Origin of the sequence: Burkholderia sp. AU28863, from assembly GCF_002223195.1 — a bacterium.
Classification (GTDB): domain Bacteria; phylum Pseudomonadota; class Gammaproteobacteria; order Burkholderiales; family Burkholderiaceae; genus Burkholderia; species Burkholderia sola.
In genome coordinates this window covers 1708476-1721988 of sequence record NZ_NKFE01000005.1, presented here as the reverse complement: position 1 = coordinate 1721988, position 13513 = coordinate 1708476, and the positions used below count along the sequence as shown (strand labels likewise).

The window sequence follows — 13513 nt, the reverse complement described above, 5'->3', positions numbered from 1 at the left end:
ACGGGATACATGTCTTGACGGCGCGCCATGCGCGTCGCCGTAGACGGGAAATCCCTTAGAAGCGGCCATTTACCGAAGCCCGCGACGCGGGCGCGGGCATCTATGCATATGCATAACCGAGGCCGCTATACTGTCGGGCGATGGTCGGCGTCGCGCCCGCGCGGGCGGCAGCGCGACGCCGATGAAACCGAAAGGAGGCAACGATGCGGATTCTGGTGGTAGGGGCCGGCGCGGTCGGCGGATACTTCGGCGGCCGGCTGGCCGCGGCCGGGCGCGACGTGACGTTCCTGGTGCGCGACGGCCGCGCGGCCGCGCTCGCGCGCGACGGGCTGCTGATCCGCAGCCCGCGCGGCGACCTGACGCTCGCAAACGTTCAGACCATACGCGCGGGCGACGCGGGCGCCGGCGTCGCGCCGTTCGACCTCGTGCTGCTGAGCTGCAAGGCGTACAGCCTCGACGACGCGATTGCATCGTTCGCGCCGTTCGTCGGCCCGCAGACGCTGATCCTGCCGATGCTCAACGGGATGCGTCACGTCGACGTGCTGCGCGAGCGTTTCGGCGCGTCACAGGTGCTCGGCGGGTTGTGCGTGATCGCGGCGACGCTCGATCGCGAGCAGCGCATCGTGCACCTGAACGACACGCATGGCGTGACGTTCGGCGAGCTTGCCGGCGGTGAATCGCCGCGCGTGCGCGCGGTGGCCGACGTGCTCGGCGGCGCGGGCTTCGACGCCACCCTCAGCGACGATATCACCGCGCGGATGTGGGACAAGTGGGTGTTCCTCGCGACGCTCGCCGCGAGCACGTCGCTGTTTCGCGGGTCGATCGGCGACATTCTCGCCGCGCCGGACGGCCGCCGCCTGCTCGAGACGATGCTCGCCGAATGCAGTGCGATCGCCGAACACAACGGCTACCGGCCCGACCCGGCGGCCAGCGAGCGGATGCAGCGGATGGTGCTGACGCCGTCGCCGCTGACGGCGTCGATGCTGCGCGACGTCGAGAATCATGCGCGCGTCGAAGCCGATCACGTGATCGGCGACCTGCTCGCGCGACGCGATCCGCAGGCGGCCGATACGCTGTCGCTGCTGCGGATCGCGTACAACCACCTGAAGGCATACGAGGTGCGCACGGCGCGCGAGCACGCGGCGGCGTAAGCCGGCGCGGACGGGCGGCACGGACGGGGCGGGTGGCCGCCGCACCGTTGCGCGCTGCAACAAATTTGCCGTCCGGCGCCATTTCCGCGCGCGGACGGCAAAAAAGTATCGAAAATCAGGCGTAAAGTTGGTGGAGCCGCGCGCGCGATCGACCTACATTGCTTCCCATGCGACCGGTCGCGGTGCCGCGCGAGACACGCGGCGCACGCGCGCACAGCCGAACAGGCCGGCCAGCGAACCATGGGAATGGAGACGCCAACATGATGCACCCCGATCTCGAAGTGGTCGAAGTGCGACGCGACGAGTCGTTCAAGGTCTGGTCGCACGGCTATCCGTATCGCACGATCCGCTGGCATTTCCATCCTGAATTCGAGCTGCACCTGATCGTCGCGACGCACGGCAAGTATTTCGTCGGCGATCACATCGGTTCGTTCGGCCCAGGCCATCTCGTGCTGCTCGGCCCGAACCTGCCGCACAACTGGGTCAGCGACATGGCCGAAGGCGAAACCGTCGAGCGCCGCAATCTCGTGATCCAGTTCGATCCGTCGTTCGTGCGTCGCTGCATGGACGCGTTTCCCGAATGCCGTGATGCACAGACGCTGCTCGACGACGCGCGGCGCGGCGTCGGCTTCGACGGGGCGACGAGCGCCGCGATCGCGCCGTTGTTCGACGAATTGCTGACCGCGCGGGGCATGCGCCGTATCGCGCTGTTCATGACGATCCTCGAACGCCTGTGCGATGCGGCCGAGCGCACGCTGCTCGCGAGTCCCGCGTACGACCAGGCCGACGTCACGCCGACGCGCCTGAGCCACGCGCTGTCGTATATCGGCAAGAACCTCGCGTCCGAGATGCGCGAATCCGATCTCGCGCAACTGACCGGGCAGAGCGTCAGCGCGTTCTCGCGCGCGTTCCATCGCCATACGGGCATGCCGTTCGTCCAGTACGTGAATCGTCTGCGGATTGAATCAGCCTGCCAGATGCTGCTCGCCGACGACGCGAGCATCACCGACATCTGTTTCCAGGCCGGCTTCAACAACGTGTCGAACTTCAACCGCCAGTTCCGCGCGGTGAAGGGGATGGCGCCGTCCGAATTCCGTGCGCTGCAACGCCTGAACGCGCGCAGCCGCGAGCTCGCGCTGCACGCGGCGCCGACCGGTAACCCGCTGCCGCCGCGCGTGCTGACGCCCGGTGCGCCCGAACTCATGCCGCAGCCCGGATGATTGCCGGGCCGTTGCCCGCCCGCGTTTTCCCCGCCGTTTTACCCAGCCGATCGCGTCGCTCACGTCGCGAGGGGCGCATTCACCCACGAAAAAGCCGCACACAATTCTGGAGACACCGTCATGACGCACGCATCGCCCGCTTCATCCCCCCGTCGCGCCGCCCGCCTGGCGGCCGTTGCCGCGCTCGCCGTCGCGGCCCTGTTGCCCGCCGCCGCCGCGCACGCTGCGCCGCTGCGGATCGGCATGACGTTCCAGGAGCTGAACAACCCGTACTTCGTGACGATGCAGAAGGCGCTGAACGACGCGGCCGCGTCGATCGGCGCGCAGGTCGTCGTCACCGACGCGCATCACGACGTCAGCAAGCAGGTGAGCGACGTCGAGGACATGCTGCAGAAGAAGATCGACATCCTGCTCGTGAACCCGACCGATTCGACCGGCATCCAGTCGGCGATCACGCAGGCGAAGAAGGCCGGCGCGGTGGTCGTCGCCGTCGACGCCAACGCGAACGGCCCGGTCGATTCGTTCGTCGGCTCGAAGAATTACGACGCGGGCGTGATGTCGTGCGAATACCTCGCGAAGGCGATCGGCGGCAGCGGCGAGGTCGCGATCCTCGACGGCATTCCGGTCGTGCCGATTCTCGAACGCGTGCGCGGCTGCAAGGCCGGGCTCGCGAAATTCCCGAACGTGAAGCTCGTCGATACGCAGAACGGCAAGCAGGAGCGCGCGACCGCGCTGTCGGTCACCGAAAACATGATCTCCGCGCATCCGAACCTGAAGGGCCTGTTCAGCGTGAACGACGGCGGCTCGATGGGCGCGCTTGCCGCGATCGAGGGGTCCGGCAAGGACATCAAGCTGACGAGCGTCGACGGCGCGCCCGAGGCGATCGCTGCGATCCAGAAGCCGAACTCGAAGTTCATCGAGACGACCGCGCAGTTTCCGGCCGACCAGGTGCGCATCGCGCTCGGCATCGCGATCGCGCGCAAGTGGGGCGCAACGGTGCCGAAGGCGATTCCGGTCGATGTGAAGGTCGTCGATCGCGGCAACGCGAAGGGCTTCAGCTGGTGAACGACGTGCGAAGCGACGCGAAGGGCGGCGGCGCGGCCGACGCCCTTCGCACGGAGAAGCCGATGGACACGATACTCAGGCTCAGCCACATCACGAAAAGCTTTCCCGGCGTGAAGGCGCTGTCCGACATTCATCTGGAGATCGCGCGCGGCGAGATTCATGCGCTGCTCGGCGAGAACGGTGCGGGCAAGTCGACGCTGATGAAGATCCTGTGCGGCATCCATCAGCCGGATGCCGGCACGATCGAGATCGACGGCGCCGCGCGCCATTTCGCGGACTATCACGACGCGGTCGCGGCCGGCGTCGGCATCGTGTTCCAGGAATTCAGCCTGATTCCGCACCTCGATGCCGTCGACAACCTGTTCCTCGGCCGCGAGCTGCGCAACCGCTGGGGCGCGCGCGACCGCAAGCGGATGCGCGCCGCGGCGGCCGCCATCTTCGCGCGGCTCGGCGTGGCGATCGATCTCGATGCGCCGATCCGTGCGCTGTCGGTCGCGCAGCAGCAGTTCGTCGAGATCGGCAAGGCGCTGTCGCTCGACGCGCGCATTTTGATCCTCGACGAACCGACCGCGACGCTCACGCCGGCCGAGGCCGAGCACCTGTTCGCGATCATGCGCGAATTGAAGCGGCAGGGCGTCGCGATGATCTTCATCTCGCATCACCTCGACGAGATCTTCGCGGTGTGCGACCGCATCACGGTGCTGCGCGACGGCCAGTACGTCGCGACGACCGAGGTTGCGCACACCGACGTCGAGCAACTGGTGCGCATGATGGTCGGCCGCCGGATCGAGAGCAGCTTTCCGCCGAAGCCGGCGCTGCCGGCCGACGCGCCGGCCGTGCTCGAGGTCGATGCGCTGCAGATCGAGCGCGACGGCCCGGTAAACCGCTTCGTGTTGCATGCAGGCGAGATCCTGGGTTTCGCGGGGCTGGTCGGCTCGGGCCGCACGGAAACCGCGCTCGCGGTGATCGGCGCGACGCGTGCGCACCGCAAGGCACTGCGTGTGCGCGGCGCGGCGGCGAAGCTCGCCGATCCGGCCGACGCGCTGCGTGCCGGTATCGGCATCCTGCCGGAAAGCCGCAAGACCGAAGGGCTCGTCACGTCGTTCTCGATTCGCGACAACATCTCGCTGAACAACCTCGGCAAGTACCGGTCGATGCGCTGGCTGATCGACCGGCGCGGCGAGGCGCGCACGACATACGACGTGATGCGGCGCGTCGGCGTGAAGGCGCCGTCGATCCACACCGAGGTCGCGACGCTGTCCGGCGGCAACCAGCAAAAGGTCGTGATCGCGCGCTGGCTGAACCATCACACGTCGGTGTTGATCTTCGACGAGCCGACGCGCGGCATCGACGTCGGCGCGAAAGCCGAAATCTACGGGCTGATGCGCGAACTCACCGCGCGCGGCTACGCCATCATCATGATCTCGTCCGAATTGCCGGAAATCGTCGGCATGTGCGATCGCGTCGCCGTGTTCCGGCAAGGCCGCATCGAAGCGACGCTCGCCGGCGACGAGATCGATCCCGACACGGTCATGACCTATGCCACGGCCGGCACGCGAGGAGCGACCCATGAACCTGCCTGATTCTTCTTCCACGCCATCCACGACGCTCGCCGCCACGGCCGGCGATGCGCCGCCGCCGCGCCCGATGTGGGCGCAACTGCGCCGCTCGACGCTGTTCTATCCGCTCGTCGGCCTGATCGTCGTGTGCATCGCGATGATGATCGCGAGCCCGAGCTTCCTGTCCGCCGCGAACCTCGAGAACGTGCTGCGCCAGGTCTCGATCAACGCGATCATCGCGGTCGGCATGACCTGCGTGATCCTGACGGGCGGGATCGACCTGTCGGTCGGCTCGGTGATGGCGCTGTCGGGCACGCTCGCGGCCGGACTGATGGTCGCGGGCGTCAACGCAGTCGCCGCGCTCGCGATCGGCATAGCGGTCGGGCTCGGCTTCGGCTTCCTGAACGGCGTGTTCGTCGCGTTCGCGGGCATGCCGCCGATCATCGTCACGCTCGCGACGATGGGCATCGCGCGCGGCCTCGCGCTGATCTACACGGGCGGCTATCCGATCGACGGGCTGCCCGACTGGGTCGCGTTCTTCGGCAGCGGCAAGGTGCTCGGCGTCCAGGCGCCGGTGCTGATCATGCTGGTGGTCTACGCGATCGCATGGCTGCTGCTCGACCGGATGCCGTTCGGCCGCTACGTATACGCGATCGGCGGCAACGAGCAGGCGACGCGGCTCACCGGCGTGCGGGTCGCGCGCGTGAAGCTGATCGTCTATACGCTCGCCGGGCTCACGTCGGCGCTTGCCGCGATCGTGCTGACCGGGCGCCTGATGAGCGGGCAGCCGAACGCGGGCGTGGGCTTCGAGCTCGACGCGATCGCGGCCGTCGTGATGGGCGGCACGTCGATCTCCGGCGGGCGCGGCGCGATCCTCGGCACGCTGGTCGGCGCGCTGCTGCTCGGCGTGCTCAACAACGGACTGAACATGATCGGCGTGAACCCGTACGTGCAGAACGTGATCAAGGGCGGAATCATCCTGCTCGCGATCTACATCAGCCGCGAGCGATCGCGGTAACGCTTGATTAATCCGATATCCGAATCACTCATAAAAGAGACAACTCATGACGACACCCGAAGCCCAGCCGCGCATGACCGCGGTCGTCTGCCACGGCCCCGAGGACTATCGCGTCGAACAGGTCGCGAAGCCGCACCCCGGGACGAACGAGCTTGTGATCCGCATCGCCGCGTGCGGGATCTGCGCGAGCGATTGCAAGTGTTACACCGGCGCCAAGATGTTCTGGGGCGGACCGAGCCCGTGGGTGAAGGCGCCGGTGATTCCCGGCCATGAATTCTTCGGCTATGTCGAGGCGCTCGGCGACGGCGCGGCCGAGCATTTCGGCGTGGCGCTCGGCGACCGCGTGATCGCCGAGCAGATCGTGCCGTGCGGCAAGTGTCGCTATTGCAAGTCGGGCCAGTACTGGATGTGCGAGGTGCACAACATCTTCGGTTTCCAGCGCGAGGTCGCCGACGGCGGGATGGCCGAGTACATGCGCATTCCGCCGACCGCGATCGTTCACAAGATTCCGCTCGGCGTATCGCTCGAGGACGCGGCGATCATCGAGCCGCTGTCGTGCGCGATCCATACGGTGAATCGCGGCGACGTCCAGCTCGACGACGTCGTCGTGATCGCCGGCGCGGGCCCGCTCGGGCTGATGATGACGCAGGTCGCGCGCCTGAAGACGCCGAAGAAGCTCGTCGTGATCGACCTGATCGACGAACGGCTCGAACTTGCGCGCCAGTACGGCGCCGACGTGACGATCAACCCGCAGCGCGACGACGCGCGCGAGATCGTCCGCGCACTCACCGACGGCTACGGCTGCGACGTGTACATCGAGACGACCGGCGCGCCGGTCGGCGTGAACCAGGGGCTCGACCTGATCCGCAAGCTCGGCCGCTTCGTCGAATTCAGCGTGTTCGGCGAGGATGCGACCGTCGACTGGTCGATCATCGGCGATCGCAAGGAGCTCGACGTACGCGGCGCGCATCTCGGGCCATACTGCTATCCGGTCGCGATCGACCTGCTCGCGCGCGGGCTCGTCACGTCGAAGGGCATCGTCACGCACGGCTTCGCGCTCGAGGACTGGGACGACGCGATCCGCGTCGCGAAATCGCCCGAATCGATCAAGGTGCTGCTGAAGCCGGCCCGCTGACGGCCGGCGTGCGCCTCACCGGAGACATCATGGAATACGTCATAGGCGTCGATATCGGCACGCAGAGCACCAAGGCGCTGCTGGTCGACCGGCACGGCACGATCGTCGCGCGACGCTCGGCCGGCTACCAGCCCGATACGCCGCGCCCGCTGTGGGCCGAGCAGTGGCCTCAGGTGTGGTTCGACGCGGTGCTCGACTGCATCGCCGGCTGCGTGAGCGACGCGCGCGCGCAGGGCGTGCCGGCCGATGCGATCCGGGCGGTGTGCGTGAGCAGCCTGTACGGCGGCTCGGGCATCCCGGTCGACATCGACATGCGGCCGCTGCATCCGTGCCTGATCTGGATGGACCGGCGCGCGACCGCGGAAGTCGACTGGGTCAACGAACACGTGAACGTCGAGCGGCTGCGCGTGATCACCGGCAACGGCGTCGACAGCTACTACGGCTTCACCAAAATGCTGTGGCTGCGCGATCAGCGGCCGGACGTGTGGGCGAACGTGCGCTATTTCCTGCCGCCGAACGCATACGTGATCTACCTGCTGACCGGCGAAGTCGCGGTCGATCACAGTTCGGCCGGCAATATCGGCGGCGTGTACGACGTCGCGCGCCGCGAGTGGTCCGACGACGCGCTCGACATGCTCGGCATTCCGGCGACGATGATGCCCGAGCGGCTCGTCGATTCGACGGACGTCGTCGGCGGCTTGCTGTCGCAATGGACCGCGCAACTCGGGCTGCCGGCCGGCACGCCCGTCGTCGCGGGCGGCGTCGATGCGGCGGTGGCGACGTTCGCGGCCGGCGCGACGCGTACCGGGCAGCACGTCGCGATGATCGGCACCAGCATGTGCTGGGGCTATGTGAACCGGCACGTCGATGCGCGGCACGGCCTCGTCAGCATGCCGCACGTATTCGACGGGCAGCGCGACCTGTATGTGTTCGGCGGCGCGATCACGGCCGGCGCGTCGGTCGCGTGGTTTCGCGACCAGTTCTGTCACGCGGAAATCGATGCGGCGAGCCTGCTGCCGCACGGCGATCCGCACGTGCTGCTCGAGGAGGCGGCCGAGCGCGTGCCGGCCGGCGCGGACGGCGTGCTGTTCCTGCCGTACCTGATGGGCGAGCGCAGCCCGGTGTGGGATGCGAAGGCGAGCGGCGCGTTCGTCGGGCTGAGTCTCGCGCATACGCGTGCGCATCTTTATCGCGCGGTGCTCGAAGGCGTCGCGTTCGCGTTGCGCCATAACATCGAGGCCGGCCGCCGTGGCGCGGTGGCGCTGGACGACCGACTGATCGTCGTCGGCGGCGCCGCGCATTCGGCGCTGTGGATGCAGATCATCGCGGACGTGACGGGCTTTCCGGTGTGGACGATCGAGCAGGACGTCGAAGCCGCGATGGGCGCCGCGCTGCTCGCGGGTGTTGGCGCAGGGCTCGTGTCGCGCGACGACGCGCAGGGCGGCTGGGTCACGCTCGTCGAGCGCGCACGGCCCGATGCCGACCGCGCGAAAACGTACGACGCGCATTTTGCGCTCTACACGGCGCTGTATCCCGCACTCAAGCCGATCATGCACAGGCTGGGCACATCCTCATGAACACACGATTCGATTTCGGCGGGTCGACGGTGCTCGTCACGGGCGCGTCGAGCGGCATCGGCCGCGCGTGCGCGGTCGCGCTCGCGCACGCAGGCGCGCGCGTCGTCGCGGCGGCGCGCGACATGGCCGCGCTCAACGCGCTCGCCGGCGAGATTGCGTGCGATACGCTGCGCATGGATGTCGGCGGCGACGAATACGCGATCGATGCCGCGCTCGACCCGTACGATGCGTTCGACGGCCTCGTCAATTGCGCGGGGATCGCATCGCTGGAACCGGCGCTCGATGTCGACGCCGCGCATTTCGATCGCGTGATGGCCGTCAATGCGCGCGGCGCGGCGCTCGTCGCGCGAGCCGTGGCGCGCAAGATGATCGAGCGCGACGGACGCGGCGCGGCGAACGCACGCGGCAGCATCGTCAACGTGTCGAGCCAGGCGGCGCTCGTCGGCCTGCCCGCGCATCTGAGCTATTGCGCGTCGAAGGCGGCGATGGACGCGATCACGCGCGTGCTGTGCATCGAACTCGGGCCGCATGGCATTCGTGTGAACAGCGTGAACCCGACCGTCACGCTCACGCCGATGGCGCAGTTCGCGTGGAGTGAACCGGAGAAGCGCGCACCGATGCTGGCCGCGATTCCGCTCGGCCGCTTCGCGCAGCCGGACGAAGTCGTCGAGCCGGTCCTGTTCTTGCTGAGCGACGCGGCGTCGATGATCAGCGGCGTGTCGCTGCCGATCGACGGCGGGTATACCGCACGCTAGACCGCGTCGCGGAAGTCGCGGGTCGAGTGCGCGGCGCGGCCGGCGCGCGGCTAGACCGGATCCTTGCTCGGCGGTCCGTCCGGCTGCTGCGGGTTGTCGTGATGGCCGGGCGGCGACGAGAACGGATCGTCTTCCGGATCGCGGTTCGGGTCGGCCGGTGGCTCGGGCGTCGGGGTCGTGTGGTCGCTCATGGAGAACTCGTGGCGTGCGTGACGGCGGTGGCGCGGCGGACGCGCCTCGTCTCCGTTATAGCCAATCGGGCGCGTGTTTGCAGCGGGATTCTTGCGACGGCTTGTCGGTCGTCGGAGAAATCCGCTTATTGGCGCGGTGCGTGCGTGAACGTGCGGGCCCGCGCAATCGAAGTCAGCGCAAATCCGCCGGTGTATCGACGTCGCGCAGGATGCCGGGATCGTCGACGTCGAGCAGGGTCACCGGCGCGCTGGCGAACAGCGCGCGGGCGCCCGCGTCGCCGTCGAGGGCGGCGAGCGCCTCGAAGTGGTGCGCGGCAAAACCGACCGGATGGCCGCGCACGCCGCGATGCGCGGGCGCGACGATCGACGCGTCGTCGGCTTCGAGCGCGCGTGTGACCGTTTCGTATGTGGAAGCCGCGATCCACGGCATGTCGCCGAGCGCGACGAGCCAGCCGCTCGCATCGGGCGCGGTGCGGACGCCGGCCGCGAGGCTCGCGCCCATGCCGCGCAACGCGTCGGGCGCATAGACGACCTGACAGCCGGCTTCGTTCAGCAGGATCGCGAGCTTTTCGGCGCCGGGGCGCACGACGGCGATCACGTCGGCGGTCGCGGCCGCGAGATGGCGGGCGGCAGCCACCGCCACCGGCGTGCCGTCGGGAAGCCGGGCGAGCAGTTTGCTGTGCAGGCCGCTCGGGTCGAAGCGTTGACCAAGGCCGCCGGCGAGCAGGACGCCGGTCGCGAGTGACGCATAGGACATCGGCGCGAGGGGAGTGAGGCAGGTGCTGCGATTGTGCGGGAGCACACGGGGATCGGCAAGTGAGGATGTTACCGAGTCACGCGTGCCGGATCGGGAAAACCGTCATCGCGAGGCTTCGTCGAGCATGCTTTCGTCGACAGGACCGTAAATTGCATGCGATTCGTTCTGCATGACGGCCCAATAGCGGTCGCCGAATGACCAATGCCACCATTCGGACGGGTAATTCGTGAAGCCGGCGCGGGTCAGCGCGTCGATCAGGAGCTTGCGGTTCGCTGCGGCCGGGCGACTGATGAACGCGTTGTGCGTGTAGCACGCACCGGAGGATTCCTGGTCGGTGGCGTCGACCATGCATCCCATGTCGCGTTCGGAACCGTCGGCGCTCATTAGCGTGACGTCGATGGCAGCGCCGGTCGGATGGCCCGCGACTTCAGGCGGCGCGACATAGTGGCTCGCGAGTTCGTACAGGGCTTCGTCGGACGGCAGCGGATTCAGCGTCCGGCGCAGGTGCGCGAGATGGTCGGTGAAATAGTCGCGTTGCAGCGACAGCGGGCGATAGCCTTCCTTCACGTACAGGCGCAGGCCGGCAGGGAGCGTGTGCGCGGCGGCGGCCAGCCGTTCGGCGACGCCGCGGCGCACCTTCAGGAAATGCGGGCTGGTGTTTTCGACATGAGCGCGGCTCAGATCGACGGCGATGCGGTCATGGAAGGTGGCGAGATCGACGAACCCTTCGTGCGACTCCTGCAGGGCGATCGACCGGACGGCGGGATCGGAGAGAGGTATCACGGTAGCGGGCAAATGGCGCGACGACGGTTGCGGGCCGCTAGCCGATGTCGAATGCGACGGCCGCGGTCGTTTTGGTCAGACGAATCACAAATATGCCAGAGTCGGGCGGAAGATGCGCCGCCGCTCGATCTACGCGCGGGCGACGTTTACCAAAGCGTCTTGACGTGCGCGTACGCGCGGATTTTTTCGTCGCGGGTGACAAGCGGCGCGCCGAGCCGCCGCGCGGTCGCGACGATCATGCGATCGGCAGGATCCTTGTGGAACGTGCCGGGCAAGTCGGTGGACTTCGCGGCGATGTCGGCATCGACGGGCACGAACCGCATGCCGTCGATCTGCGCGACGGTGGCGAGCCACGCGTCGACATCCATCGTCAGGGCGAGGCGGTCGTTGCGCACCAGCATCGCGATCTCCCACGCGGAGATGGCGGATGCGGCGAGCGCGCCTTCGCTCCGTGCGCGATCGATCGCGCTTCTCGCCTTCTTGCTGAGCGCAGGGTCGCCACCCACCCACCACACCAATGCATGCGTATCCAGCACGATCACCGCGACGCCTCCCAATCATCTTCCGCAATCGGATCGAGAGGATTGTCGTAGCGCATGACCGACCCGCGCAATATGTCCAACGGCTGAGCTTCGCGCGAGCGATACGGCCGGATCTCGAGCGTCGGCTTGCCGTGGTCGGTGACGATCAGGCTTTCGCCCGACGCCTCGACGAGCCGGAAGTATTCGAGTGCGCGAGCCTTGAATTCGGATTTCGATACGGGAGCGTGCGGCATCATGGTATGAGCATGGTCATTTGACGATGGTCATTTTAGACCCGCATTTCGACGCGGCGCAAGCGCTGTGGAGCGTGAGCGGCTCACGCTACGCATCCGCCCACTTCCTCAACAGGTTGTGATAAATCCCTGTCAGTGAAATGACCACCGGGTCCTTCGCCCCTTTTTCTGCGGAAAGCGCCTGAATCTGCGTATCGAGCTGAAACAGCAGCGTGCGATCACCGTCGTCGCGCACCATGCTCTGAATCCAGAAGAACGACGCGACGCGCTCACCGCGCGTCACAGGCGTCACGTGATGCAGGCTCGACGCCGGATACAGCACGAGATCGCCTGCCGGCAGCTTCGCGCGATGCACGCCGTACGTATCCTCGACGCACAGCTCGCCGCCGTCGTACGCGTCGGGTTCCTCGAGAAACAGCGTCGCCGACAGGTCGCTGCGCACGCGGAAATCCGTGCCGCGCAGCAGCCGGATCGCGTTGTCGACGTGCGTGCCGAACGTCTCGCCGCCTGCATAGCGATTGAACAGCGGCGGAAACACCTTGAGCGGCAGCGCCGCCGAAAAGAACAGCGGATGGCGGGCAAGTGCGTCCTGAATCGCATCGCCCACCGCACGCGCGGCCGGCGAGCCTTCCGGCAATTGCCGGTTGCGTTTCGCGAGCGCCGACTGCGCGCCGGACGTCGCGTTGCCGTCGACCCAGTCGGCGGTATCGAGCATCTCGCGGCATTGCGCGACCTGTGCCTTGGTTAGTACACCGGGGATATGAAGCATCATGATGCGGATTCCATGGCGTGCGGCGCCAGTTGCATGGCCGCCGAACGAAAAGCGTCGATCGGCGACGACACGAGATACGCGCGCATCTTCGCGATGAACGCGGGTGTCGCGGTGGCCGGCACCCGCGCGAGCCAAGCGAGCGCTTCGTCGACGCGTCCACGCTCGGCGAGCAGCCGTGCATAGTTGAACTGGCCGCGGAAGTCCCCGGCAATGGCGGCGCGGCGATAGTGGTCGAACGCGGCGTCGATATCGACCGATACGACCCAGCCGTCCTCGTAGAAGCCGCCGATCAGGTTGATCGATTTCGCGTGACCGAGCGCGGCCGCGCGGCGGAACCAGTCGAGCGCGTCCGCGCGGTTCTCGTCGACGCCGTTGCCGAGGGCGAGTGCGGTCGCGTAGTTGTACATGCCCCAGTCGAGGCCCGCCTGCGCGGCGAGCCGATACCAGTACACGGCGACTGGCGCGCAGGCGGCCGTGCCCCAGCCGAATTCGTGGCAGCGTCCGAGCATGTTCATCGCCATCGGGTGGCCCGCCCGCGCCGCATGCCGGAACCAGTTGAGCGCGGCGGCCGGATCGCGTGCGACGCCGTGCCCGTCGAGCAGGTATTGCCCGTACACAGCCTGCGCATCGACGATGCCGTGGTCGGCCGCCGCCGCAACCCACGCGGCGGCGCGCTCGGGCGGCCCGGCCAGGATGTCGGCGAACTCGCGCGGCGATACCGATGCGAGCGCCTTCAGCGATACGGCCTCCATCGA

The 13513-nt window shown here is 67.8% G+C and carries 15 protein-coding genes; 8 read left to right on the top strand and 7 right to left on the bottom strand.

Features of this window, described 5'->3' with window-relative positions:
- Window positions 1-203 precede the first annotated feature (203 nt).
- The 8 genes from panE (at window position 204) to CFB81_RS24350 (ending at window position 9480) form a co-directional block, all read left to right on the top strand.
- Window positions 204-1151 carry a 2-dehydropantoate 2-reductase gene (gene panE / locus CFB81_RS24385; protein WP_069619367.1) on the top strand — a complete coding sequence of 316 codons (948 nt, stop codon included), beginning with the start codon at window positions 204-206 and terminating at the stop codon, window positions 1149-1151.
- Window positions 1152-1411: 260 nt separating this feature from the next.
- On the top strand, window positions 1412-2371 hold the full coding sequence (locus CFB81_RS24380; RefSeq protein ID WP_089436809.1) for an AraC family transcriptional regulator: 960 nt from the start codon (window positions 1412-1414) through the stop codon (window positions 2369-2371).
- A 120-nt stretch (window positions 2372-2491) separates the two neighbouring features.
- A complete protein-coding gene (locus CFB81_RS24375) occupies window positions 2492-3436 on the top strand; it encodes a substrate-binding domain-containing protein (RefSeq protein ID WP_050015077.1) in 945 nt (314 codons plus the stop codon).
- A 62-nt stretch (window positions 3437-3498) separates the two neighbouring features.
- On the top strand, window positions 3499-5019 hold the full coding sequence (locus CFB81_RS24370) for a sugar ABC transporter ATP-binding protein (RefSeq protein WP_069619396.1): 1521 nt from the start codon (window positions 3499-3501) through the stop codon (window positions 5017-5019).
- The gene (locus CFB81_RS24365; protein ID WP_089436808.1) at window positions 5006-6013 is read left to right on the top strand and encodes an ABC transporter permease; all 1008 of its coding nucleotides are present in this window, start codon (window positions 5006-5008) and stop codon (window positions 6011-6013) included. Before CFB81_RS24370 ends, CFB81_RS24365 begins: the two co-directional genes overlap by 14 nt.
- Before the next feature lie 46 nt (window positions 6014-6059).
- A complete protein-coding gene (locus CFB81_RS24360; RefSeq protein WP_089436807.1) occupies window positions 6060-7148 on the top strand; it encodes an alcohol dehydrogenase catalytic domain-containing protein in 1089 nt (362 codons plus the stop codon).
- A gap of 29 nt (window positions 7149-7177) precedes the next feature.
- Entirely contained in the window at window positions 7178-8725 is a 1548-nt protein-coding gene (locus CFB81_RS24355) for an FGGY-family carbohydrate kinase (RefSeq protein WP_089436806.1), read from the top strand.
- A complete protein-coding gene (locus CFB81_RS24350) occupies window positions 8722-9480 on the top strand; it encodes an SDR family oxidoreductase (RefSeq protein WP_089436805.1) in 759 nt (252 codons plus the stop codon). The genes CFB81_RS24355 and CFB81_RS24350 overlap by 4 nt, the downstream gene beginning before the upstream one ends.
- Window positions 9481-9530: 50 nt before the next feature.
- Here the strand turns inward: CFB81_RS24350 and CFB81_RS36245 are convergent, their stop codons facing one another.
- From CFB81_RS36245 to CFB81_RS24320, 7 genes are all read right to left on the bottom strand, one after another.
- Complete coding sequence (locus CFB81_RS36245; protein WP_012339712.1) at window positions 9531-9671, bottom strand: hypothetical protein; 141 nt, start codon at window positions 9669-9671, stop codon at window positions 9531-9533.
- A gap of 172 nt (window positions 9672-9843) precedes the next feature.
- Entirely contained in the window at window positions 9844-10428 is a 585-nt protein-coding gene (locus tag CFB81_RS24345; RefSeq protein WP_069619361.1) for an NTP transferase domain-containing protein, read from the bottom strand.
- A gap of 102 nt (window positions 10429-10530) precedes the next feature.
- Window positions 10531-11211: a M15 family metallopeptidase gene (locus CFB81_RS24340; RefSeq protein WP_256976312.1), complete on the bottom strand. Its 681-nt coding sequence runs from the start codon at window positions 11209-11211 to the stop codon at window positions 10531-10533.
- A gap of 146 nt (window positions 11212-11357) precedes the next feature.
- The gene (locus CFB81_RS24335) at window positions 11358-11753 is read right to left on the bottom strand and encodes a type II toxin-antitoxin system VapC family toxin (protein WP_089437124.1); all 396 of its coding nucleotides are present in this window, start codon (window positions 11751-11753) and stop codon (window positions 11358-11360) included.
- The gene (locus CFB81_RS24330) at window positions 11750-11989 is read right to left on the bottom strand and encodes a type II toxin-antitoxin system Phd/YefM family antitoxin (protein ID WP_021158157.1); all 240 of its coding nucleotides are present in this window, start codon (window positions 11987-11989) and stop codon (window positions 11750-11752) included. Before CFB81_RS24330 ends, CFB81_RS24335 begins: the two co-directional genes overlap by 4 nt.
- 85 nt (window positions 11990-12074) lie before the next feature.
- The gene (locus CFB81_RS24325; protein ID WP_089436803.1) at window positions 12075-12758 is read right to left on the bottom strand and encodes a Fe2+-dependent dioxygenase; all 684 of its coding nucleotides are present in this window, start codon (window positions 12756-12758) and stop codon (window positions 12075-12077) included.
- Complete coding sequence (locus tag CFB81_RS24320; protein ID WP_089436802.1) at window positions 12755-13510, bottom strand: tetratricopeptide repeat protein; 756 nt, start codon at window positions 13508-13510, stop codon at window positions 12755-12757. The genes CFB81_RS24325 and CFB81_RS24320 overlap by 4 nt, the downstream gene beginning before the upstream one ends.
- Window positions 13511-13513: the final 3 nt, after the last annotated feature.